This is a genomic window from Bacillus sp. TH30 (assembly GCF_016650875.1).
Taxonomy (GTDB): Bacteria; Bacillota; Bacilli; order Bacillales; family Bacillaceae_G; genus Bacillus_A; species Bacillus_A mycoides.
This window is the reverse complement of sequence record NZ_JAEKEY010000002.1, coordinates 2,447,501-2,470,969: the sequence shown is the minus strand read 5'-3', so window position 1 is coordinate 2,470,969 and position 23,469 is coordinate 2,447,501. Positions and strand designations below refer to the sequence as shown.

At 36.9% G+C, this 23,469-nt stretch carries 24 protein-coding genes and 2 tRNA genes (1 of these 26 running past the window's edge); all 26 read left to right on the top strand.

The features are described 5' to 3' along the window. Positions 1 to 73: 73 nt before the first annotated feature. The gene (spoVT, locus tag JFU20_RS14865; protein WP_002009670.1) at positions 74 to 610 is read left to right on the top strand and encodes a stage V sporulation protein T; all 537 of its coding nucleotides are present in this window, start codon (positions 74 to 76) and stop codon (positions 608 to 610) included. Positions 611 to 841: 231 nt separating this feature from the next. Continuing rightward, positions 842 to 2,443: a putative polysaccharide biosynthesis protein gene (locus JFU20_RS14860; RefSeq protein ID WP_016119037.1), complete on the top strand. Its 1,602-nt coding sequence runs from the start codon at positions 842 to 844 to the stop codon at positions 2,441 to 2,443. Between the two features lie 12 nt (positions 2,444 to 2,455). Beyond that, complete coding sequence (gene yabN / locus JFU20_RS14855; protein ID WP_201038709.1) at positions 2,456 to 3,916, top strand: bifunctional methyltransferase/pyrophosphohydrolase YabN; 1,461 nt, start codon at positions 2,456 to 2,458, stop codon at positions 3,914 to 3,916. 14 nt (positions 3,917 to 3,930) lie between these two features. Continuing rightward, positions 3,931 to 4,206, top strand: coding sequence for an RNA-binding S4 domain-containing protein (locus JFU20_RS14850; protein ID WP_002009677.1), 276 nt, complete (start codon positions 3,931 to 3,933; stop codon positions 4,204 to 4,206). 58 nt (positions 4,207 to 4,264) lie between these two features. Then, positions 4,265 to 4,573, top strand: coding sequence for a sporulation protein YabP (gene yabP / locus JFU20_RS14845; RefSeq protein ID WP_001059101.1), 309 nt, complete (start codon positions 4,265 to 4,267; stop codon positions 4,571 to 4,573). After that, positions 4,570 to 5,223 (top strand): spore cortex biosynthesis protein YabQ, encoded by a 654-nt coding sequence (gene yabQ / locus JFU20_RS14840; RefSeq protein WP_002091573.1) that lies wholly within the window; start codon positions 4,570 to 4,572, stop codon positions 5,221 to 5,223. Before yabP ends, yabQ begins: the two co-directional genes overlap by 4 nt. Then, complete coding sequence (gene divIC, locus JFU20_RS14835) at positions 5,220 to 5,579, top strand: cell division protein DivIC (RefSeq protein WP_002091572.1); 360 nt, start codon at positions 5,220 to 5,222, stop codon at positions 5,577 to 5,579. The genes yabQ and divIC overlap by 4 nt, the downstream gene beginning before the upstream one ends. 87 nt (positions 5,580 to 5,666) lie before the next feature. Next, positions 5,667 to 6,152, top strand: a complete 486-nt coding sequence (locus tag JFU20_RS14830; protein ID WP_002009683.1) for a S1 domain-containing RNA-binding protein — start codon at positions 5,667 to 5,669, stop codon at positions 6,150 to 6,152. A 159-nt stretch (positions 6,153 to 6,311) separates the two neighbouring features. Then, positions 6,312 to 6,385: transfer RNA gene (locus JFU20_RS14825), tRNA-Met, on the top strand. 13 nt (positions 6,386 to 6,398) lie between these two features. After that, a tRNA-Glu gene (locus JFU20_RS14820) sits at positions 6,399 to 6,470 on the top strand. A gap of 261 nt (positions 6,471 to 6,731) precedes the next feature. Next, a complete protein-coding gene (spoIIE, locus tag JFU20_RS14815; RefSeq protein ID WP_002091571.1) occupies positions 6,732 to 9,203 on the top strand; it encodes a stage II sporulation protein E in 2,472 nt (823 codons plus the stop codon). Between the two features lie 203 nt (positions 9,204 to 9,406). Then, a complete protein-coding gene (gene tilS, locus JFU20_RS14810; RefSeq protein WP_002107305.1) occupies positions 9,407 to 10,837 on the top strand; it encodes a tRNA lysidine(34) synthetase TilS in 1,431 nt (476 codons plus the stop codon). Then, positions 10,834 to 11,376, top strand: coding sequence for a hypoxanthine phosphoribosyltransferase (gene hpt, locus JFU20_RS14805; RefSeq protein ID WP_002124550.1), 543 nt, complete (start codon positions 10,834 to 10,836; stop codon positions 11,374 to 11,376). Before tilS ends, hpt begins: the two co-directional genes overlap by 4 nt. Positions 11,377 to 11,461: 85 nt before the next feature. Further along, positions 11,462 to 13,363, top strand: coding sequence for an ATP-dependent zinc metalloprotease FtsH (gene ftsH, locus JFU20_RS14800; RefSeq protein WP_002091565.1), 1,902 nt, complete (start codon positions 11,462 to 11,464; stop codon positions 13,361 to 13,363). Between the two features lie 222 nt (positions 13,364 to 13,585). Beyond that, positions 13,586 to 14,374 (top strand): type III pantothenate kinase, encoded by a 789-nt coding sequence (locus JFU20_RS14795; protein WP_002009692.1) that lies wholly within the window; start codon positions 13,586 to 13,588, stop codon positions 14,372 to 14,374. Positions 14,375 to 14,380: 6 nt separating this feature from the next. Then, positions 14,381 to 15,256, top strand: coding sequence for a redox-regulated molecular chaperone HslO (gene hslO, locus JFU20_RS14790; RefSeq protein WP_002009693.1), 876 nt, complete (start codon positions 14,381 to 14,383; stop codon positions 15,254 to 15,256). 117 nt (positions 15,257 to 15,373) lie between these two features. Next, positions 15,374 to 16,297, top strand: a complete 924-nt coding sequence (gene cysK, locus JFU20_RS14785; protein ID WP_002130221.1) for a cysteine synthase A — start codon at positions 15,374 to 15,376, stop codon at positions 16,295 to 16,297. 223 nt (positions 16,298 to 16,520) lie between these two features. Further along, on the top strand, positions 16,521 to 17,918 hold the full coding sequence (gene trpE / locus JFU20_RS14780; protein WP_002009697.1) for an anthranilate synthase component I: 1,398 nt from the start codon (positions 16,521 to 16,523) through the stop codon (positions 17,916 to 17,918). 5 nt (positions 17,919 to 17,923) lie between these two features. Next, the gene (gene pabA / locus JFU20_RS14775) at positions 17,924 to 18,511 is read left to right on the top strand and encodes an aminodeoxychorismate/anthranilate synthase component II (RefSeq protein WP_002029312.1); all 588 of its coding nucleotides are present in this window, start codon (positions 17,924 to 17,926) and stop codon (positions 18,509 to 18,511) included. Beyond that, complete coding sequence (pabC, locus tag JFU20_RS14770; protein WP_002166362.1) at positions 18,505 to 19,377, top strand: aminodeoxychorismate lyase; 873 nt, start codon at positions 18,505 to 18,507, stop codon at positions 19,375 to 19,377. Before pabA ends, pabC begins: the two co-directional genes overlap by 7 nt. Beyond that, the gene (gene folP, locus JFU20_RS14765) at positions 19,352 to 20,212 is read left to right on the top strand and encodes a dihydropteroate synthase (protein ID WP_002091558.1); all 861 of its coding nucleotides are present in this window, start codon (positions 19,352 to 19,354) and stop codon (positions 20,210 to 20,212) included. Before pabC ends, folP begins: the two co-directional genes overlap by 26 nt. Then, entirely contained in the window at positions 20,213 to 20,575 is a 363-nt protein-coding gene (folB, locus tag JFU20_RS14760; protein ID WP_000358063.1) for a dihydroneopterin aldolase, read from the top strand. Beyond that, positions 20,572 to 21,087, top strand: coding sequence for a 2-amino-4-hydroxy-6-hydroxymethyldihydropteridine diphosphokinase (folK, locus tag JFU20_RS14755; protein WP_002138868.1), 516 nt, complete (start codon positions 20,572 to 20,574; stop codon positions 21,085 to 21,087). Before folB ends, folK begins: the two co-directional genes overlap by 4 nt. Then, complete coding sequence (locus JFU20_RS14750; RefSeq protein WP_002009706.1) at positions 21,039 to 21,242, top strand: helix-turn-helix domain-containing protein; 204 nt, start codon at positions 21,039 to 21,041, stop codon at positions 21,240 to 21,242. The genes folK and JFU20_RS14750 overlap by 49 nt, the downstream gene beginning before the upstream one ends. A gap of 23 nt (positions 21,243 to 21,265) precedes the next feature. Beyond that, a complete protein-coding gene (gene dusB / locus JFU20_RS14745; protein WP_002009708.1) occupies positions 21,266 to 22,264 on the top strand; it encodes a tRNA dihydrouridine synthase DusB in 999 nt (332 codons plus the stop codon). A gap of 160 nt (positions 22,265 to 22,424) precedes the next feature. Continuing rightward, a protein-coding gene (gene lysS, locus JFU20_RS14740; RefSeq protein ID WP_002009709.1) for a lysine--tRNA ligase crosses the window boundary here: on the top strand, positions 22,425 to 23,469 show its 5' portion. 455 nt of this gene lie beyond the right edge of the window; the window shows 1,045 of its 1,500 coding nt (coding positions 1–1,045); its start codon is at positions 22,425 to 22,427; its stop codon lies off the right edge, out of view.

Genomic DNA, 23,469 nt, shown 5'->3' with positions numbered 1-23,469 from the left:
ATAGTTGGTGATTTTTACATGAACAGGTAAATTCACCACTTTGATCATCAGTAGAAAGTGAGGCAGCATTAGAATGAAAGCAACTGGAATCGTACGTCGAATTGATGATTTAGGCAGGGTAGTAATTCCGAAGGAAATTCGTAGAACTTTACGTATTCGTGAGGGAGATCCACTAGAAATATTTGTTGATCGCGATGGAGAAGTGATTTTGAAAAAATATTCTCCAATTAGTGAACTAGGTAATTTTGCAAAGGAATATACGGAAGCTTTATACGATAGCTTAGGACATAATGTGCTTGTATGCGATCGTGATTCTATTATCGCAGTAGCAGGCGCATCTAAAAAAGAATACTTAAATAAAAGTGTTGGCGATTTAATTGAGAAGACAATGGAAGAGCGTAAGTCTGTAATTATGACAGATGAAAGCGAAATTTCAATTATTGATGGAGTAACAGAAAAAGTGAGCTCTTATACAATTGGCTCGATTATTGCAAATGGAGATCCAATCGGAGCTGTCGTTATCTTCTCTAAAGAGGCTATTATAAGTGAAGTAGAGCATAAATCAGTAAATACAGCTGCAAGCTTTTTAGCGAAACAAATGGAGCAGTAGCGAAGTGTAATTTCTATAAGTAGCAATCTTTCCTAATTATGATATTTCTATTTGAGAAATTAACTATTTGGAGATATAAGTATATTGAACGAAGGTAGCGCTTTGCTACCTTTTTTCATTGAATATTTTTGCTGTTGAAAGAAGTCAGTGAATGTAAGGAATATGAAGGAGAGCCAGTTTTTCTTTGTGATATAATACGAGGGGTGAGAATAGAAAAAGGAGTTTTCTTGTATGGAAGCGAAGAAGTACCAAGCCTTTTGGCGTGGGGCTATTATATTAACAATCGCAAGTTTTGTTACGAAGGTATTAAGCGCTTTTTACCGTATTCCATATCAAAATATAGCGGGTGATGTTGGTTTTTATATTTACCAACAAATTTATCCGTTTTATGGATTTTGTTTGATTTTAGCTACTTATGGGTTTCCCATTATTATTTCAAAAATGGTCGCAGAAAGATTAGAACGAGGAAAACAAAAAGAAGCAGAAGAAATTATTTGTGTATCTTTTTGGTTTTTATTAGGAATTGGATTTATAGGGTTTTTCACATTATTCTTTGGGGCCGAAACAATTGCATCGGCTATGGGCGATATACATTTAGATAAATTATTACGTGTTATTTCGTTTTCATTCCTACTAATGCCATTTTTATCTGTAGCGAGAGGATATTTTCAAGGTTTCAATAATATGATGCCGACGGCTGTTTCGCAAGTAATTGAACAAACGATTCGTGTTTCTATTATTGTATTTTTATCACTATTCCTTATTGCTCATGGATTTGATTTATATACAGTTGGTGCGGGTGCCATGCTAGGTTCAATTGCAGGCGGGCTTATTGGGATTATCGTACTTTTACTTTATATGCGTCATGATTTCCATGCTATTTTCTTCAAAAGATGGAAGGGAATTAGAAATAAAAAAGGGATTGTTCGAATCCTTTTTTGGCAGGGATTAGCGATTTGTGTTAGTAATTTAGTCCTTATTTTTATACAAATGGCGGATTCTATTTCCTTGTATACTTTGCTCATTCGTGCGGGAGAGCAAGTTGAAAATGCAAAGGTACTAAAAGGTGTTTATGATAGAAGTATCCCGCTTATGCAATTAGGTACTGTTGTGACAACTTCTTTCTCATTGTCACTTATTCCTATTATTACAGCGGCGAAAGAAAGAGGAGATCTTTCATTTATTCAAGAAAAGGTAAAGTTAGCAATGAAAATAACATTTGTTATTGGATCTGCAGCTGCTATTGGATTAACTTGTATTATTCAACCTACAAATATTATGTTGTTTGAAAATAGTGATGGATCAGATGTGTTATCGATTTTATCTTTATCTATTTTATTTAGTTCATTGTCAATTACAACTGCTTCCATTTTGCAAGGAGTGGGACAAACATTAAAACCAGCAATATTCGTTGTATTTGGAGGTTGTTTGAAGTTAGTTTTAAACTATATATTAATGCCGTATTTTGGTGTAAAGGGAGCTGCAATTGCAACTTTAGTTGCGCTTATTGTAATTGCCTTGCTAAATAGTGTGTTACTTATGCGAGCTGTATCGGAGCCGCTTATTGATAGGCGGAATATGTTAGGTGTAGCTATTAGTGGTATCGGTATGGGGTTTGTATTAATAATCTTTATGCGTATGTTGCGAATGTCCGGATTAGTAATTGATACAGGACATAGAGGAATTGCGACGCTTGAAGCGCTGTTAGGTGTAGCTATCGGTGGATTAGCATATATGTTTTTAATTTTAAAATTACGTGTATTTACAAAAGAAGAATTAGGAACCGTTATGAAACAAGAGAAAAAAGAAGGTTCATTGAAGAAGAGTGGATAGAGGTGACTGGTTGTGAGTGGAATCATTACTATTTTAGGATTAGGTGCTGGTGAGTTAGATCAGTTAACGATGGGTGTATATCGAAAGATAAAAGAAGCGGACCATATGTTTGTTAGAACGAAGGAACACCCAGTTATAGAAGAATTGGAGAAAGAAGCTATAAAGTATACGGCCTTTGATAATGTATATGAGGCACATGATACATTTGAAATCGTATATGAAACAATTGCGAATACATTGTTAGAACAAGCTAAAGGCGCAGAAATTATTTATGCTGTTCCAGGTCATCCGCTTGTAGCAGAAAGAACAGTTCAGCTACTTTTGGAAAAAGGAGAAGCAGCAAATATTGAAGTGCGAATTGAAGGTGGACAAAGTTTCCTTGATCCGATGTTTGCAAGTCTAAAAATTGATCCGATTGAAGGGTTCCAATTAATTGATGCTACATCATTTGAAAGAGGACAATTAGAATTACGTCAACATTTAATCTTTTGCCAAGTGTATGATGCATTCGTTGCTTCAGATGTGAAGCTAACGTTAATGGAGATTTTGCCAGATGATTACGAAGTGTATATCGTAACAGCTGCAGGGACTTCATTCGAGCAAGTGAAAAAGGTATCGTTATACATGTTAGATCACGAAACAGAATTAAATAATTTAACGAGTGTGTATGTACCGCCAGTTAAGGAACGTGCGTCCTTATATCAGCAGTTTGATGTGCTTAGAGCAATTATTGCTGATCTTCGTGGACCGAATGGTTGCCCATGGGATAAAAAGCAAACTCATCAATCTTTAAAGAAATACTTAATTGAAGAAGCGTATGAAGTGCTAGAAGCAATTGATGAAGAGGATGATGATCATTTAGTAGAAGAACTAGGTGATATATTATTACAAGTTATGCTTCATGCCCAAATTGGAGAGGATGAAGGTTGGTTCTCTATAGATGATATTATTCGGACTTTAGCTGAGAAAATGGTTCGTCGTCATCCGCATGTGTTTGGGGATACGGATGTAAATAATGCTGATGAAGTGATTGCAAATTGGGAAGAAATTAAAAAACAAGAAAAGGGATTCGTGAAAGAATCTGTTTTAGCGGGTATTCCAAAAAGCTTGCCACAACTAATGCGTGCTTATGAAATTCAGAAGAAAGCTGGAAAGGTTGGATTTGATTGGGTTGATGTGCAGCCGATGATAGAGAAGGCCTTAGAAGAATGGCAAGAATTCCAACAAGAAGTTGTAAACATGGATGAGAAAAAGATGCTAGGTGAATTTGGTGATTTACTATTTGCATTTGTGAATATAGCTCGTCATTATAAATTAGATCCAGAAGAAGCGTTACGTTCAACTAATGAGAAATTTATGGATCGCTTTTTATACATGGAAGCAAAAGTAGCTGAAATGAATAAGGAAATGCAAGATTTATCATTAGAAAAGTTAGATATTTTATGGGAAGAGGCAAAACAAACAGAGCGTTAATAGGGGGATTTGATATGCGTCTAGATAAATTTTTGAAAGTATCACGTTTAATTAAAAGAAGAACATTAGCAAAAGAAGTGTCTGACCAAGGAAGAATTTCGATTAATGGCCAAGTGGCAAAAGCGAGTTCAGATGTGAAGGTAGAGGATGAATTAACAATTCGTTTCGGGCAAAAAATAGTAACTGTGAAAGTAAATGAATTGAAAGAAACAACTAAAAAAGAAGATGCAGCAAACATGTATAGTCTCGTTCGTGAGGAAAAAGTGAAAGCGGAAGAAGGCTTGTTCTAAAATAGGTTAGCCCTTCATACATTACTATTAGCTAGTATAAAGCTATGGGGGGATTTTCGTGAATAATGGTTACTCACCTATGTCTTCTAATCAACAAAATGTTTCTGTAGAGCATGATATTATCATGCGTGGCAGGCGTGTAATCGATATTACTGGTGTAAAGCAAGTAGAGAGTTTTGATAGCGAAGAGTTTTTACTCGAGACTGTAATGGGTTTTTTAACAATTCGTGGTCAAAATTTGCAAATGAAGAATTTAGATGTAGAAAAGGGTGTTGTATCAATTAAAGGGAAAGTTCATGAAATGCTGTATATTGATGAGAACCAAGGGGAGAAAACTAAAGGCTTCTTTAGTAAGCTGTTTAAATGAGCCTAACAATTCAGTTGTATACAATGCTTTCGATGATTGGAATGGGTGCTTGGATTGGTGCTTCTTTAGATACATACCAACGGTTTTTAAAACGCCAAGAGCGTAAACGTTGGCTTGTATTTATACATGATATACTATTTTGGATTGTCCAAGCATTATTCGTTTTTTATGTATTACTGCGTGTAAATGAAGCCGAACTACGTATATATGTATTTTTGGCGTTACTATGTGGTTTTGCAGCATATCAAAGCTTATTGAAAGCACTATACATGAAGATGTTAAATTTTCTCATCTATATTTTTGTACAAACAACACAATTTTTTGTTCGAATTATACAGCTACTCATGATAAAACCTGTTATTATTATAGCACAGCTATTTATTGCATTTATATTATTCTTATTTCGTATACTGCTTTCAATTGGACATGTGTTATGGAAAATGGTGATTTGGATATTACTTTTCATATGGAAAGTTTTTTTCTCGCCTGTTCGGTTTATTGCTTCGCTCATATGGAAACTTCTCCCTAATCGTGTTAAACTTTTTATAATGAAGCATGTAGGGTTCCTGCAATATGTAGCAAAATTGAAGGGACATATCTTCCAATTATGGGTGCGTATAAAAAAGAAGTTAGGGGGACCTCGGAAATGAGGGAACTGAGACAAAGAACAATCGACAAACAGAGTCCAAATCCTGTTAAAGAACATATAATACAAACGGATGAGAACAGGAAGCGACTTTATCGCCGTTTAGCGGTTTTTCTTGTCTTTGCTTTTACAATTATTGCTAGTATTAGTGTGACGTTTTATCAACAAAACAGTTCCATTAAAGCAAAAGAAGCAAAAGTTAAGGACATGAAAAAAGAACTGGATTCATTAACGAAAAAAGAAAAGAATCTAAAAGATGAAGTTCAAAAGTTGAATGATGAAGAGTACGTTTTAAAGATTGCTAGAAGGGATTATTTCTTCTCCGGAAAAGGGGAGATAATTTTTCCTGTTTCTAAGTAGAGTATGTCTTATTGACACTACATTTTAGGATTATATATAATAAAGTAAAATTTGACTTTTTAACCACTAAGGAGGAGCATTTTTTTTATGTCAATCGAGGTAGGCAGCAAGTTACAGGGTAAAGTAACAGGTATTACAAATTTTGGGGCTTTTGTGGAGCTGCCAGAAGGCTTAACAGGTCTTGTTCATATTAGTGAAGTTGCTGATAATTATGTGAAAGATATTAACGATCACTTAAAAGTAGGCGACCAAGTAGAAGTAAAAGTTATCAATGTTGAAAAAGATGGCAAAATTGGCCTATCTATTAAGAAAGCGAAAGAACGTGAAAAAACAGAAGGAGATCGTCCACGTGGTGAATACCAACGTGGTGGTGATCAACAACGTTCTGGACGTCCACAACGTAATAATCGTTCTTCCAACAGAGATAACCGCGGTGGCGGTAACGAACGAGCTCCAAAAGAAACATTTGAGCAAAAGATGGCACGCTTTTTAAAAGATAGTGAAGATCGTTTAACTTCTTTAAAGCGTAACACAGAATCTAAACGTGGTGGCCGTGGCGCACGTCGCGGATAATAAGTCCGTTTAATTCTTAACATATAGAGAGGTACCCAGAGTAATTACTCGGGTACTTTTTTATGTGAGAGAATATATTTTTAAAAAAGTTTTTGAGATGTATTGACTTTAAAATATATCTGATGTAATATACTAATTGTCCGTTAAATACGACGACATGGCGGTGTAGCTCAGCTGGCTAGAGCGTACGGTTCATACCCGTGAGGTCGGGGGTTCGATCCCCTCCGCCGCTATATTTAATTTAACGGCCCGTTGGTCAAGTGGTTAAGACACCGCCCTTTCACGGCGGTAACACGGGTTCGAATCCCGTACGGGTCATCTAAAAAGATCATGCAAATTTGCATGGTCTTTTTTTGTTAAATATAAATTAAGACGTACAATACTTCTACAAAATCACCCTATATTTTCTGAACATTCTTTCAACTCACTTTAAATAAATTAAATACTATGTATATATGTAGATTTATTTCGAATAAAAAGTCGAACGATTATAAAAGTCAAAACTGTTGTTTTGACAAAAAAACCAATAATCATCTTTTATAATAACAGTAATTAAACTATGCAGGTGGTGTTAAAAATATGCCTAAAGCAGGAAGGAATACTATGAATACAAGTGCATTGGCGATGAATGAAAGTCAGCTAGGAACAATAAAGTGGACGAGTAAGTTGCGAATGAAGTTTGAAAAAGTTTTCTTTAGATGGGGATTCATTATTGCTGTTATTGGTTTTCTTTTGGGACGAGCATATATATTAACAAACATTTTACCGTTTGCATTGCCGTTTTTTGCTGCTGTTTATGTTATGAAGCGAGATAAAATGCCGCTCGCGTTCTTAGCCCTAATGGGGGGAGCACTTTCAGTTTCAATAGATAATTTATTTTTTACTTTTGCATCTATCTTTACCTTCTTTATTTATAATATCTTCTTTAGTCGGTTTACACGTAAAACTGTTGGACTTGTACCATTCCAAGTATTTATCTCCGCATTAACCGCACATTTAGTTGTTGTATATTTTGCACAGCAAACCGTCACCATGTATGATCTGCTCGTCAGTACGATCGAAGCGGGGCTTAGCTTCGTATTAACGATGATATTTTTACAAAGTGTTCCGCTTTTAGTGGAAAGGAAAGGGAAGCAACAAGCGTTAGAAACAGAAGAAATTGTTTGTTTAATTATATTACTAGCATCTGTTTTAACGGGCACAACGGATTGGTTTGTTTATGATGCTTCTATTCAACATATTTTCACTAGATATTTAGTATTAGTATTTGCCTTTATTGCAGGGGCAGCTACAGGGTCCACGGTAGGAGTTGTCACTGGGTTAATATTAAGTTTAGCAAATGTGGCGAGCTTGTCTCAACTTAGTCTCCTTGCCTTTTCAGGATTGCTTGGGGGATTGTTAAAAGAAGGGAAGCGTATAGGAGTTAGTTTAGGTTTATTAATTGGTACAAGCTTAATTACATTATATGTAGACAAGCAAACAAGTATTGTAACAACTTTAATTGAATCTGGTGTAGCGATTGTTTTCTTCTTATTAACACCGAAGCTTGTTATGGATCGTATTGCTAAATTTATGCCGGGTACACAGGAACATTCACAGGATCAACAACAATATTTAAGAAGAGTGCGCGATGTTACAGCAAACAAAATCAATCAATTTGCTAATGTATTTGCTGCTTTGTCTAATAGCTTTTCTGTATACGGGTATGTGGAGGAGGAAGATAAAGAAACAGAAGCTGATTTATTTTTAAGTACAATTACTGCAAAAACATGTCAAACATGCTTTAAGAAGGATCAATGTTGGGTAGTTAATTTTGATAAAACATACGATTATATGAAACAAATAATGAGTGAAACAGAAGAAGGAACGCTGCAGCATAATCGGAAGTTAGTTCGTGAATGGGACAAGCATTGTGTGAGAGGGAAGAAAGTAACGGATTTAGTAGCGGGTGAATTAGATCACTTCTATGAGGGGCAGAAATTAAGAAAACAAATGAAGGAAAATCGTAGAATTGTAGCGGAGCAATTACTAGGTGTATCAAAAGTGATGGAGGATTTCGCTAAGGAGATACAACGAGAAAGAGAGAACCATCAAGCGCAGGAGGAGCAAATTTTACAAGCGTTTCGTGATTTTGGTGTCGAAGTGGAGCATGTTGATATTTATTGTTTAGATAGAGGAAGTATTGATATTGAAATGTTGATTCCGGCTGCATCTAATGAACATGGGGAATGTGAGAAGTTGGTTGCTCCAATGCTTTCAGATATTTTAAAAGAGAATATCGTCGTTAAGCATGAAGAGAAATCCTCATATCCAAATGGGCACAGTTTAATATCATTTGGTTCAGCGAAGACGTATTCTCTTGATACAGGATTGGCCACAGCTGCAAAAGGTGGTGGGTTTATTTCAGGTGATTCCTACGCGATGATGGATTTGAGCGTTGGTAAATATGCACTTGCGATTAGTGATGGTATGGGAAATGGACAAAGGGCTCATATGGAGAGTAGGGAAACGGTAAAATTATTACAAAAGATACTTCAATCAGGTATTGATGAAGAAATAGCGATTAAGTCCATCAATTCGATTCTTTCTTTAAGGACGACAGAGGAGATGTATACAACGCTTGACTTGGCTATGGTAGATTTACGGGATGCGAGTGCGAAGTTTTTAAAGATTGGATCGACGCCGAGTTTTGTTAAACGCGGAAATAATATTTTGAAAATTGAGGCAAGTAATTTGCCGATGGGAATCATTGAAGATGTTGAAGTTGATGTGGTTGGTGAGCAATTAAAAACGGGTGATCTTCTTATCATGATGAGTGACGGCATCTTTGAGGGAGCGCAACATGTGGAGAATCACGAATTATGGATAAAACGTAAAATTAAAGAACTACAAACAGAGGACCCACAGGAAATCGCTGATATTATTATGGAAGAAGTAATTCGCTCTGGTGATGGTTATATAAATGATGATATGACTATTGTGGTGGCGAAAGTAAAGAAAAATATGCCGAAGTGGGCTACGATTCCAATAGTAGGAATGCAGGCGCAATAAAATAATCAAAAAACCTAGGTAGATGCCTAGGTTTTTTTGATTAAAAAGGTAATGTGATTACTTTGTTAAATATACAGGAGGGATGTAAGATAAAAATATGGATTTTGTACATCTTTTTTTTGCACAATGTTTGTAAAAGTTGTACCATTATATACAAGGTAACTAATGTTGTTGTTCTTGTTTAATGAAAGGTGATTGCGAAGTTGAAAGATGCATTTGTTGAAAAAGTAGATGACTTTGTAAAGCAGCATGATGTATTAAAGAAACATTCAACAATTGTTGTAGGGGTTTCTGGTGGTCCTGACTCTTTGGCTCTTTTATATTATTTGTTAGAAAAAAGGGCAGAAAAACAGCTAGAAATTGTAGTAGCACATGTGGACCATATGTTTAGAGGTAATGAATCTTATGAGGATTTACAGTTTGTACAGGGTCTTTGCAAAGAGCTAGGAGTTATTTGTGAAACGCTAAGGATTAATGTGTCGCAATATCAACAGCAATATGGAATGAATGCACAAGTTGCAGCTAGAGAATGCAGATATGCATTTTTGGAAAGAATAATGAAGAAATATGATGCGAGGTATGTAGCTCTTGGTCACCATGGAGATGATCAAGTAGAGACGATTTTAATGCGCCTTGTACGAGGGAGTACTCCGAAAGGATACGCAGGAATTGCAGTGAAGCGATCTTTTCATAATGGATATTTAATTAGGCCGTTACTTGGGGTAACTAAGGAAGAAATTGTTGATTACTGTAATAAATTAAAAGTTATTCCGCGTATAGATCCGAGTAATAAAAAAGAAGTATATACAAGGAATCGATTACGTAAATATGTCCTTCCTTATTTGAAAGAAGAAAATCCACAAATGCATGAGAAATTTCAAAAATTTAGCGTGCAGATGCAAGAGGATGAGGCTTATTTGCAGGAATTAGCTTTTGAGAAAATGAATAAAGTAATTACAAAAAAAAGCGATAAACAAATTAGCTTATCAATTCCTGCCTTTGAATCCATGTCTATGCCTTTACAAAGAAGAGGGATTCAACTAATATTAAACTATCTTTATGAATATAAGATTCCATCTTCGCTTTCTTCTATACATATTGACAAGGTGATTGAATTTTTTAAGCGGGCACAACCTTCAGGTTCACTAGATTTTCCAGGTGGTTTGAAAATTGTTCGCACATACGAAGAATGTGGTTTTGGATTTAAACAAGAAATTGTTTCTCCTTTTTCGCAAGATTTATCAGTACCTGGGACAATTATATTGCCGAATGGGGATAAACTTGTAACAGAGGTGAGCGAAGATATACCGAGTAACATGAATGAAACAGTATTTGTTGCTAAGTATAATGATATATCGTATCCACTTCGTATTCGGTCTAGGGAAAATGGAGATCGCATGTCAATGCAAGGTATGGATGGTACAAAAAAGATAAAAGCTGTTTTTATCGAAGCGAAAGTACCAAAAGAAAAAAGAGAAGAATGGCCGATCGTTTGTGACGCAAGTGGAAATATTATTTGGGTACCCTTGTTGAAACGATCTGCGTTTGCTACTTCGAAAGAGCTAGCAAAGAAGGGTAAATACATGATTATTCACTACAAAAGCAAGGAGTCTTCCGGGAGGATAATGAAATGATGAATCAAGATATCGAAAAAGTATTAATTTCTGAAGAACAAATACAAGAAAAGGTGCACGAACTAGGTGCAGTTATTGCAGAGGATTACAAAAATACAGTACCTCTTGCGATTGGTGTACTAAAGGGTGCAATGCCATTTATGGCAGATTTATTAAAGAGAACAGATACATATCTTGAAATGGATTTTATGGCTGTATCTAGCTACGGTCACTCTACAGTTTCGACAGGCGAAGTAAAAATCTTAAAAGATCTTGATACTTCGGTAGAAGGTCGCGATATTTTAATCGTTGAAGATATTATTGATAGCGGTCTTACACTAAGCTATTTAGTGGATCTGTTTAAATATCGTAAAGCGAAATCTGTAAAAATTGTTACTTTATTAGATAAGCCAACAGGCCGTAAGGTTGATCTGAAAGCAGATTATGTTGGATTTACTGTTCCTCATGAATTTGTTGTAGGATATGGATTAGATTATAAAGAGCAGTACCGTAATCTTCCTTATGTAGGAGTATTAAAACCAAGTGTTTACTCAAATTAATTAAATATAGGCGTTACAATTGTATAGGAAATTTTTTTTATGTTACGATTTACTATAGTGTTTATGCCGTGAGAGGAGGTTAGGAATGAATCGTATCTTCCGTAATACCATCTTTTATTTACTGATATTCTTAGTAGTAATTGGAATCGTGAGCTATTTTAATGGTTCGACGCAAAAAACGACATCAGTTAGCTACGATAAATTCATTACTCAACTTGAAAAAGGTGAAGTGCGTAATGTGCAGCTTCAACCGAAAAATGGTGTGTTTGAGGTAAAGGGACAATTCAAGACTTCTAGCCAAGGAGAACAATTTGTTACTTATGCACCAAATACTGAGGAATTACAAAAGAAAATTAATGATAAAGCGCAAGGGGCTGAAGTTAAGTATCAACCAGCAGAAGAAACAAGTGCTTGGGTAACGTTCTTTACTTCTATCATTCCGTTTGTCATTATCTTCATTTTATTCTTCTTCTTATTAAACCAAGCTCAGGGCGGCGGTAGCCGTGTTATGAACTTCGGGAAAAGTAAGGCGAAGCTATACAATGATGAAAAGAAAAAAATTCGTTTCAGAGATGTTGCTGGAGCGGATGAAGAGAAACAAGAACTTGTTGAGGTAGTTGAATTCTTGAAAGACCCTCGTAAGTTCGCTGAAGTTGGTGCCCGTATTCCGAAGGGTGTTCTATTAGTGGGACCTCCAGGTACAGGTAAAACTTTACTAGCACGTGCTGTTGCAGGTGAAGCAGGCGTTCCGTTCTTCTCTATTAGTGGTTCTGACTTCGTAGAGATGTTCGTCGGTGTCGGTGCATCCCGTGTACGTGATTTATTTGAAAATGCAAAGAAAAATGCTCCTTGTATCATTTTCATTGATGAAATTGATGCAGTAGGACGTCAACGTGGCGCGGGTCTTGGCGGTGGTCATGATGAGCGTGAACAAACGTTGAACCAATTGCTTGTTGAAATGGATGGATTCGGTGCAAATGAAGGTATTATTATCATCGCTGCGACAAACCGTCCTGATATTCTTGATCCAGCGTTATTACGTCCAGGTCGTTTTGACCGTCAAATTACAGTAGATCGTCCAGATGTAAATGGTCGTGAAGCTGTACTTAAGGTACACGCTCGTAATAAACCGCTTGATGAGAATGTCAACTTAAGAGCAATTGCAACTCGTACACCAGGATTCTCTGGTGCCGATCTTGAAAACTTATTAAACGAAGCTGCTTTAGTAGCTGCGCGTCAAGATAAGAAGAAAATTGATATGAGTGACATCGATGAAGCGACGGATCGTGTTATTGCAGGTCCAGCTAAGAAAAGTCGCGTTATCTCTGAAAAAGAACGTAATATCGTTGCATTCCATGAGGCCGGCCATACTGTAATTGGTGTTGTCCTTGATGAAGCAGATATCGTTCATAAAGTAACAATTGTCCCTCGTGGTCAAGCTGGTGGATATGCGGTAATGCTTCCGAAGGAAGATCGTTACTTCATGACAAAACCAGAGTTACTTGATAAAATCACTGGTTTACTTGGTGGTCGAGTAGCTGAGGAGATTGTATTTGGTGAAGCAAGTACAGGTGCTCACAACGACTTCCAACGTGCGACTGGTATTGCAAGACGTATGGTTACAGAATTCGGGATGAGTGATAAGCTTGGACCGATGCAATTTGGTAGCTCACAAGGTGGTCAGGTATTCTTAGGAAGAGACTTCCATTCAGAACAAAACTACAGTGATGCAATCGCGCATGAAATTGATGTGGAAATGCAAATAATTATTAAAGACTGTTATGCTCGTGCGAAACAAATTCTTACTGAAAAACGAGATAAGCTTGATATTATCGCGAAAACGTTACTTGAAGTAGAAACATTAGATGCAGAGCAAATTAATCATTTATATGATTATGGCAGATTACCTGAGCGTCCAACATCTTCAGATGATGTGAAAGTAAACATCAATATGAAGAAAGACGATGAAGATACAGAAGATAAGTAAGAAAAAAAGGAGTGACAATAGTCACTCCTTTTTTTTGTGGAATGAATTTAAGTGGCAAAAAAAATTGAATGAAACTAGTATTAAAAATTGAAATAGAGAGTAATCTTTTTGTACAATGATGAGTATAGAAAAACTGATTATATAAGTATGTGTGATATGATGTTTTTATAAGTTTTATACATACTGCGCAAATATAGATTAAATAAGATAAGTGGTGAGAATATGATTTTTGTATTGGATGTAGGGAACACAAATGCGGTACTAGGTGTGTTTGAAGAGGGAGAACTTCGTCAGCATTGGCGCATGGAAACAGATCGTCATAAAACAGAAGATGAGTATGGGATGCTTGTAAAGCAGTTACTTGAGCATGAAGGTCTTTCTTTTGAAGATGTGAAAGGTATTATTGTGTCTTCAGTCGTACCGCCAATTATGTTCGCTTTAGAGCGTATGTGTGAAAAGTATTTTAAAATTAAACCGCTTGTAGTGGGGCCTGGGATAAAAACTGGCTTGAATATTAAATATGAAAATCCACGTGAAGTAGGCGCGGACCGAATTGTAAATGCAGTAGCAGGAATCCACTTATATGGAAGTCCGCTTATTATTGTTGATTTTGGTACGGCTACTACATATTGTTATATTAACGAAGAGAAGCATTATATGGGTGGCGTCATTACGCCAGGAATTATGATTTCGGCAGAGGCTTTATATAGCAGGGCAGCAAAGCTTCCTCGTATTGAAATTACAAAACCGGGTAGTGTTATCGGGAAGAATACAGTAAGTGCAATGCAATCAGGTATTCTTTATGGATACGTTGGACAAGTGGAAGGTATTGTTAAGCGTATGAAGGAAGAAGCTAAGCAGGAACCGAAAGTTATTGCAACAGGTGGATTAGCAAAATTAATTTCAGAAGAATCAAATGTAATTGATATTGTAGATCCGTTTTTAACGTTAAAAGGTTTGTATATGTTATATGAGCGTAATGCAAATTTACAACATGAGAAGGGTGAATAAATAAGTATGAAAGATTATTTAGTAAAAGCGTTAGCGTTTAATGGAGAGGTTCGTGCTTATAGTGTACGTACAACAAATACAGTAAGTGAGGCGCAAAAGCGTCATGATACATGGAGAACAGCTTCAGCGGCACTTGGTCGTTCTTTAACTGCGGGTACAATGATGGGTGCTATGTTAAAAGGCGAGCAGAAGTTAACGATTAAAGTAGAGGGTAACGGCCCGATTGGTCCTATCTTAGTCGATGCTCATGCAAATGGGGATGTACGTGGTTATGTAACGAATCCGCATGTTGATTTTGAAGGAACGGAACAAGGAAAATTACGTGTATATCAAGCGGTAGGTACAGAAGGATTTGTAACGGTAATTAAAGATATCGGTATGCGTGAACCGTTTATTGGTCAATCTCCCATTGTTTCAGGAGAACTAGGGGAAGATTTCACATATTATTTCGCGGTTTCTGAGCAGACACCTTCTTCTGTAGGTGTTGGTGTTCTTGTAAATGGAGATGATAGCGTATTAGCGGCGGGTGGATTCATTCTTCAAATTATGCCAGGTGCGCAGGAAGAAACAATTTCATTTATTGAAGAGCGTCTTCAACAAATCCCGCCGGTATCACAATTAATCGAACAAGGTCTTTCTCCAGAAGAATTACTGTATGAAGTGCTTGGAGAAGATAAAGTGAAAGTGCTAGAAACAATGGATGTTCAATTTAATTGTACATGTTCACGTGAGCGTATTGAAAGTGTGCTAATTAGTTTAGGTAAAGCGGAGTTAGAACAAATTCGTGCAGAAGAAGAAGAGACGGAAGTTCACTGTCACTTCTGTAATGAACGACATAAATTCGCTAAAGAAGATATTACAAGTCTAATTGAGAAGCTGTAATAAAGAAGTTTAGGTGGAGAATCAGCCGCCCAAATAGATTGACAAACAGGGAATTTTCTGACAAAATCTAAATATAGATAAAACCAATAAAAATACTCGGTGTTAGGAGTGACAGGAATGCGAGTGGCACAATCAGTTTCAGAATTAATCGGGAAAACGCCGATCGTTAAGTTGAACCGCATCGTAGAATCAGACAGCGCAGATGTATATTTAAAATTAGAATTTATGAATCCGGGGAGCAGTGTTAAAGATCGTATCGCGTTAGCTATGATTGAAGATGCTGAAAATAAAGGATTATTAAAAGAGGGCGATACAATCATTGAGCCGACAAGTGGTAACACAGGTATTGGCTTAGCGATGGTAGCAGCTGCTAAAGGATATAAGGCAATTTTAGTAATGCCAGAAACAATGAGTATTGAGCGTCGTAATTTATTACGCGCTTACGGTGCTGAATTAGTATTGACTCCAGGACCTGAAGGAATGGGCGGAGCAATTCGAAAGGCAACTGAATTAGCAGAAGAACATGGGTACTTTATACCACAACAGTTCCAAAATCAAGCGAATCCAGAAATCCATCGTATAACAACAGGTCCAGAAATTGTTGAACAGATGGGTGATCAATTAGATGCGTTTATCGCAGGTATTGGTACAGGTGGAACAATTACGGGTGCTGGTGAAGTGCTGAAAGAGGCTTATAAAGATATCAAAATTTACGCGGTAGAACCTGCGGATTCACCAGTATTATCTGGTGGAAAGCCAGGACCACATAAGATTCAAGGAATTGGAGCGGGGTTTGTTCCGGAGACATTGGATGTAGAGGTATATGATGAAATTATTCAAGTGAAAACGGAGCAAGCGTTCGAATATGCGAGAAGAGTGGCTAAAGAAGAAGGTATTTTAGTTGGTATCTCTTCGGGAGCAGTCGTTTATGCAGCGACAGAAGTTGCGAAGAAATTAGGTAAAGGGAAAAAGGTACTTGTTATTATCCCAAGTAACGGTGAACGTTATTTAAGTACACCACTTTATCAATTTGAGTCATAAGTGAATGTGATTTGAAAAGCATCCTTAAAAAAGGATGCTTTTTCTTTTTTGATTGGAAAAAGGAAAAGAGTGAATGACTAGAAAACTTCATGTAAAATAAGAAGTAGTATAATTAATTTATTTTCACTAGCCCTCAAGTATAATCATTCTCTATATAAATAATTTTATGTAGTTTGATTTGATTGGCTTAAGAGGGTGGGATAACAGAAGACGGGGTGTTGATATGCAACGAAGAAAATCTTTAGCGCTTTCTATTCCATATCAGTTAGATTTCTTTAAGCAATATAAATTTCTTTCTCAGGATAAGCCGCAACATATTTTGTTAGAAAGTGGACGTGGTGGTCGTTATAATATTGTTGGGCTGGATCCAGTAGCGGTAATTCAGGGTAAGAATGAGACGTTACATATAAGTGAAAGTGGTAAGGAAACAATAAAGCGAGGGAATCCGTTAGATTTAATGCAAGCGTATATGGAGAAATGGAAAACGGATTATAATCCGGAGTACCCACCTTTTCAGGGTGGGGCAATTGGATACTTTAGTTATGATTGTATCCGTTATATTGAAAAACTTTCTTCTCTTGCGAAGGATGATATTAATATACCTGACATATTCTTTTTGTTATTTGATGACGTGTTTGTGTATGATCAACAGGAGAGAGTATTATGGATTATTACGCATTATGTAGATGAGTGTGAAGAGGCAGAAGAACGATTAAATGAATGGAAGGGTCTTTGGATGAAAGGAGCCCCCGAAGTGACTATGCCGTTTGAATCTCCTGAAAAGAAAAATGAAGCAGTCGCTTTTACGGAAGAGGGCTTTATGAAGGCCGTTGAACGTATTCAAGAATATATTGGAGCGGGTGATGTGTTTCAAGTAAACTTGTCGACAAGACAAGAAAGAACATTACAAACACATCCACTAGAAATATATACAAGTCTTCGTGAAATTAATCCATCTCCATATATGGGTTACTTGGAGTTTGGAGATTTTCAAATTGTTAGTGCTTCGCCTGAATTGCTAATTAAAAAGCAAGGAAAAGAAGTGAGTACAAGACCGATTGCTGGTACGCGCTCTCGAGGAGCAAGTGAGCAAGAGGATGAAGAATTAGCGAAAGAATTAATTGAAAATGAAAAGGAAAGAGCAGAGCATGTAATGCTTGTGGATTTAGAACGAAATGACTTGGGCCGGGTTTGTAAATATGGCACTGTTGAAGTAGATGAATTTATGGTGATTGAAAAATACTCACACGTTATGCATATTGTTTCTAATGTGCGTGGTGAGGTGGAAGCAGATAAAGATGCTTTCGATTTGGTGAAGGCTGTATTTCCTGGTGGGACAATTACCGGTGCCCCGAAAATACGTACGATGGAAATTATTGAAGAATTAGAACCTGTTCGCCGAGGAATTTATACAGGGTCAATTGGTTGGATTGGTTATTCTGGAGATACGGAATTGAATATTGTAATCCGAACACTACTTGCTAAAGATGGACAAGCGCATGTGCAAGCTGGAGCGGGTATTGTAATTGATTCAAATCCAAAAAATGAATATAAAGAGTCGTTAAAAAAAGCAATCGCTTTATGGCGTGCAAAAGAAAGTAGCGAAGAAACGGTTAGGTGAGAGAAATGATATTAATGATTGATAATTATGATTCTTTTACATTTAATTTAGTGCAGTTTCTTGGAGAACTTGGACAAGAGCTTGTTGTTAGGCGTAATGATGAAGTTACTATTTCGGATATTGAGAATATGAAACCGGATTTTTTAATGATTTCGCCAGGTCCATGTAGTCCTAATGAGGCGGGAATCAGTATGGATGTTATTAAATATTTTGCAGGTAAGCTTCCGATTTTTGGGGTCTGTCTTGGACATCAATCAATTGCACAAGTATTTGGAGGGGATGTTGTCAGGGCAGAGCGTTTGATGCATGGAAAAACATCTTTAATGCATCATGATGGGCAGACGATTTTTTCTGATATCCCAAATCCATTTACCGCGACACGTTATCACTCTCTTATCGTTAAAAAAGAGACGTTACCGAATTGTTTAGAGATAACATCTTGGACTGAAGAAGGTGAAATTATGGCGCTTCGTCATAAAACGTTGCCGATTGAAGGGGTACAATTCCATCCGGAATCTATTATGACTTCTCACGGGAAAGAATTGCTACAGAATTTCATTCGCAAATATAGCCCAAGTGTGACATCGTGTTAATTTACGTAAATGGCGCGTATGTAGAAGCGAGTGAAGCGAAAATTTCTCCTTATGACCACGGTTACCTATATGGACTTGGGGTTTTTGAGACATTTCGTATTTATAATGGTCATCTCTTTTTATTGGATGATCATTATGAACGCTTAATGGATGCGCTCAATATATTGCAAATCAAATGGACAATGACAAAAGATGAAGTGATGCTTATTTTAAAGAATCTACTTGTTAAGAATGGGTTAAAGCATGCATATGTGCGCTTAAATGTATCGGCGGGTATAGATGAAATAGGATTACAAACGGAAGTATATGAAGAACCGTCTGTTATTGTTTTTATAAAACCTTTAGCAGCTCCAGGGAATGTAGTGGAAAAAGAAGGAGTTATTTTAAAGCAAGTGAGAAATACACCAGAGGGTGCATTTCGCTTGAAGTCCCATCATTATTTAAATAATATTTTAGGGAAACGCGAAATTGGAAATGTTGTGAATAAGGAAGGTATTTTTCTTACCGAAACAGGTTATGTTGCAGAGGGTATTGTTTCGAATCTCTTTTTTGTTAAAGGAGATATTTTATATACTCCTTCATTAGAAACAGGGATTTTAAACGGAATCACTCGTGCGTTTATTATAAAGGCTGCTGAAGAGCTAGATATAGAAGTAAAGGAAGGTTTCTTTACAAAAGATGAATTGCTTTCAGCGGATGAAGTGTTCGTAACGAACTCTATTCAAGAGATTGTCCCCCTTTATCGTATAGAGGAGAAAGATTTCCCGGGTAAAGTGGGAGTGGTTACAAAAAGACTTATGGATCTTTATGGAGTGCAGAGAGAGAAATTGTGGAGCAGAAATGAATTGCGAAGAGGAGATGTGTAGTTTGAAGTGGGATTATGATTTGCGCTGCGGCGAATATACATTGAACTTAAATGAAAAGACATTAATTATGGGGATTTTAAATGTAACGCCAGATTCATTTTCTGATGGTGGGAGTTACAACGAAGTAGATGCTGCGGTGCGACATGCGAAAGAAATGAAAAGTGAAGGTGCCCATATTATTGATATTGGCGGCGAATCTACCCGTCCGGGTTTCGCTAAAGTTTCAGTAGAAGAGGAAATAAAGCGAGTTGTTCCAATGATTCAGGCAGTGTCAAAAGAAGTAAAGCTACCTATTTCTATTGATACGTATAAAGCTGAGGTTGCGAAACAAGCGATTGAAGCTGGTGCTCATATTATTAATGATATTTGGGGAGCGAAGGCGGAACCGAGGATTGCTGAAGTTGCAGCCTATTATGATGTGCCCATTATCTTAATGCATAACCGAGATAATATGAATTACCGCAATTTAATGGCCGATATGATTGCTGATTTGTATGAAAGTATTAAAATTGCTAAAGATGCTGGTGTGCGAGATGAGAATATTATTTTAGACCCAGGTATCGGTTTTGCGAAAACACCTGAGCAAAATTTAGAAGCGATGCGCAATTTAGAACAGTTAAATGTACTGGGTTACCCAGTTCTCTTAGGTACTTCAAGAAAGTCCTTTATTGGCCATGTGTTAGATTTACCAGTGGAGGAACGTCTTGAAGGAACGGGAGCTACCGTTTGTCTTGGTATTGAAAAGGGCTGTGAGTTTATCCGTGTTCATGATGTGAAAGAAATGGCGCGTATGGCTAAGATGATGGACGCGATGATTGGTAAGGGGGTAAAGTAATTGGATAAAATTTATATCCATGATATGGAGTTTTACGGTTATCATGGTGTATTCCCAGAAGAGAATAAATTAGGTCAGAGATTTAAAGTAGATTTAACGGTGGAGTTGGATTTAAAACGCGCAGGAGAAAGTGACGACTTAGAGCATTCTGTCAATTACGGGGAACTTTTTGAGCTGTGTAGAAAAGTTGTTGAAGATAGAACGTATAAGCTTGTAGAGAGTATCGCTGAAAATATCGCTACAGATATATTGAAACAATATGAGAGTATTTCACGGTGTACAATTAAGGTAATTAAACCGGATCCGCCGATACCAGGACATTATCGTGCTGTAGCGGTAGAAATTACGAGAGAGCGTCCATGAATAATATAGCGTACATTGCATTAGGTTCCAATATTGGGGAGCGTTATACTTATTTAACTGAAGCGATTCAGTTTTTAAATAAAAACCAGCATATCCAAGTTGATGATGTTTCGTCTGTATATGAAACTGATCCGGTTGGCTATACTGACCAAAATTGCTTTTTAAATTTAGTTATAAAAATTTCTACCAATTTATCACCGCAAGAATTATTGAAAGTAACACAAAGGGTAGAGAATGACCTAGGAAGAAAAAGGGAAATTAGATGGGGCCCGAGGACCATCGACCTTGACATTTTACTATATAATCAAGAAAATATTGAAGCAGAGAATCTTATTGTTCCGCATCCGCGGATGTTCGAAAGAGCTTTTGTTATCGTTCCGTTGTTAGAAATCAATCAAGATATAAAACAAGACATTTCACGTTCACAAGTAGAAGAAATGAAAAGGCGAGAGGGAGTAACGGTATGGAAGCAGAAAAATGGGGAAGACGCATTCGTGCTTTTCGAAAGCTAAAAGGCTATACGCAAGAAGGTTTTGCGAAAGAATTAGGGGTATCTGTATCGGTTTTAGGTGAAGTTGAGAGGGGCAATAGATCACCTTCCCAAGATTTTGTAGTAGAAGTCGCTAAAACATTAAACGTTTCAATAGACGAATTGATGCCAAAGTGACCGTAAAGGAAGGAGTAAGTCGGGTGTTAAAGATTGCAAATATTGAGATGAAAAATCCAGTTGTACTAGCACCGATGGCGGGAGTGTGTAACTCTGCATTCCGTTTGACGGTAAAAGAATTTGGTGCAGGTTTAGTTTGTGCTGAAATGGTAAGTGATAAGGCAATATTACTTAATAACAAAAGAACATTAGATATGTTATATATCGATGAGAGAGAAAAGCCATTAAGTTTACAAATTTTTGGTGGAGAGAAAGAAACTCTTGTAGATGCTGCGAAATACGTAGATAAATATACGACAGCAGACATTATTGATATTAATATGGGGTGCCCAGTACCGAAAATCACTAAGTGTGATGCAGGAGCAAAGTGGCTTTTAGACCCAAATAAAATATATGAGATGGTAGCGGCGGTTGTAGATGCTGTTGAAAAGCCAGTTACAGTTAAAATGCGTATTGGTTGGGATGAAGAACATATTTTCGCAATAGAAAATGCTAGAGCTGTTGAGCGTGCTGGTGGACAAGCGATAGCTGTTCATGGGCGTACACGAGTGCAAATGTATGAAGGTAAAGCGGATTGGAATATTATTAAACAAGTAAAGCAGGCTGTAAATATTCCGGTTATCGGAAATGGTGATGTCGAAACACCACAAGATGCAAAGCGTATGCTTGATGAAATTGGTGTAGATGGTGTTATGATTGGTCGCGCTGCTCTTGGAGATCCGTGGATGATTTATCGTACGGTAAAGTATTTAGAGACAGGTGAGTTAATGCCGGAACCAACAGTGCGTGAGAAAATTGATGTATGTATGTTGCATCTAGATCGTCTTATCGATTTAAAGAACGAAAATGTTGCCGTAAGAGAGATGAGAAAGCATGCAGCTTGGTATTTAAAAGGTGTTCGTGGTAATGCGAGTGTGCGTAATGGTATCAATACTTGCGACACACGTGAAGACCTTGCGAATGTATTAGGTGCATTTGTAGAAGAAGTAGAAGCGAAACAACAAACAATTTATGTTGGTTAATAAGGGGGCATAGGAGATTGACATTCTTCTATACACTTCCTATAATTACGTGAAAGAAAGAAGAACTGCCAGTTAGTTGCTGGCAGTTTTTCTAGTTGAGTAGAAAATGCTATACTGTATATATTGTAAAAATTAATAGAGCTGGAGTGATATTAATATCATGGATAACATGAACCACGAAGAATTAAACGACCAATTGCTTGTTCGTCGTGAAAAGCTACATAATTTACGTGAGCAAGGAATCGATCCGTTCGGTAAACGATTTGAACGCACAAATTCAACAACTGACTTAGTAAGTCTATATGGAGAATTCTCTAAAGAAGAATTAGAAGAGAAAGAAATCACTGTTTCTATCGCTGGTCGTATTATGACAAAACGCGGTAAAGGAAAAGCGGGATTTGCGCATATTCAAGATTTACAGGGGCAAGTTCAAATTTATGTTCGTAAAGATACTGTTGGAGATGAAGAGTACGAGTTATTTACGACAGCAGATTTAGGTGACTTAGTAGGTATTGAAGGTAAAGTGTTCAAAACAAACGTTGGAGAACTTTCAGTAAAAGCAATAGGATTTACACTTTTAACGAAATCCCTTCGTCCATTACCGGATAAATACCATGGATTAAAAGATGTTGAACAACGCTATCGTCAACGTTACTTGGACTTAATTACAAGTATGGAAAGCCGTGAAACGTTCGTTACCCGTAGTAAAATCATTCGTGAAATGAGAAGATATTTAGATGACAACGGTTATCTTGAAGTGGAAACGCCTATGATGCACGCGATTGCAGGTGGAGCGTCTGCTCGTCCTTTCACTACACACCATAATGCGTTAGATATGGAATTATATATGCGTATCGCAATTGAACTTCATTTAAAACGTCTTATTGTGGGTGGATTAGAAAAGGTTTATGAGATCGGCCGTGTATTCCGTAATGAGGGTGTATCAACTCGTCATAACCCTGAGTTTACGATGATTGAATTATATGAAGCGTACGCTGATTATAATGATATTATGAAACTAACAGAAAATATGGTTGCTCATATCGCGAAAAAAGTATTGGGTACAACAACAATCCAATATGGTGATTATGAAATTAATCTAGAGCCAGAATGGACACGTCTTCATATGGTAGATGCAATTAAGCAACACTCTGGAGCAGATTTCTGGAATCCAATGAGTGTAGAAGAAGCGCGTGAACTTGCAA

Bases quoted from the DNA above. Each gene is read 5' to 3' on its own strand.
- spoVT (WP_002009670.1), top strand. From the start codon at position 74: ATGAAAGCAACTGGAATCGTACGTCGAATTGATGATTTAGGCAGGGTA.
- JFU20_RS14860 (WP_016119037.1), top strand. From the start codon at position 842: ATGGAAGCGAAGAAGTACCAAGCCTTTTGGCGTGGGGCTATTATATTA.
- JFU20_RS14850 (WP_002009677.1), top strand. From the start codon at position 3,931: ATGCGTCTAGATAAATTTTTGAAAGTATCACGTTTAATTAAAAGAAGA.
- yabQ (WP_002091573.1), top strand. From the start codon at position 4,570: ATGAGCCTAACAATTCAGTTGTATACAATGCTTTCGATGATTGGAATG.
- divIC (WP_002091572.1), top strand. From the start codon at position 5,220: ATGAGGGAACTGAGACAAAGAACAATCGACAAACAGAGTCCAAATCCT.
- JFU20_RS14830 (WP_002009683.1), top strand. From the start codon at position 5,667: ATGTCAATCGAGGTAGGCAGCAAGTTACAGGGTAAAGTAACAGGTATT.
- spoIIE (WP_002091571.1), top strand. From the start codon at position 6,732: ATGCCTAAAGCAGGAAGGAATACTATGAATACAAGTGCATTGGCGATG.
- hpt (WP_002124550.1), top strand. From the start codon at position 10,834: ATGATGAATCAAGATATCGAAAAAGTATTAATTTCTGAAGAACAAATA.
- ftsH (WP_002091565.1), top strand. From the start codon at position 11,462: ATGAATCGTATCTTCCGTAATACCATCTTTTATTTACTGATATTCTTA.
- JFU20_RS14795 (WP_002009692.1), top strand. From the start codon at position 13,586: ATGATTTTTGTATTGGATGTAGGGAACACAAATGCGGTACTAGGTGTG.
- hslO (WP_002009693.1), top strand. From the start codon at position 14,381: ATGAAAGATTATTTAGTAAAAGCGTTAGCGTTTAATGGAGAGGTTCGT.
- cysK (WP_002130221.1), top strand. From the start codon at position 15,374: ATGCGAGTGGCACAATCAGTTTCAGAATTAATCGGGAAAACGCCGATC.
- trpE (WP_002009697.1), top strand. From the start codon at position 16,521: ATGCAACGAAGAAAATCTTTAGCGCTTTCTATTCCATATCAGTTAGAT.
- pabA (WP_002029312.1), top strand. From the start codon at position 17,924: ATGATATTAATGATTGATAATTATGATTCTTTTACATTTAATTTAGTG.
- folP (WP_002091558.1), top strand. From the start codon at position 19,352: ATGAATTGCGAAGAGGAGATGTGTAGTTTGAAGTGGGATTATGATTTG.
- folK (WP_002138868.1), top strand. From the start codon at position 20,572: ATGAATAATATAGCGTACATTGCATTAGGTTCCAATATTGGGGAGCGT.
- JFU20_RS14750 (WP_002009706.1), top strand. From the start codon at position 21,039: ATGGAAGCAGAAAAATGGGGAAGACGCATTCGTGCTTTTCGAAAGCTA.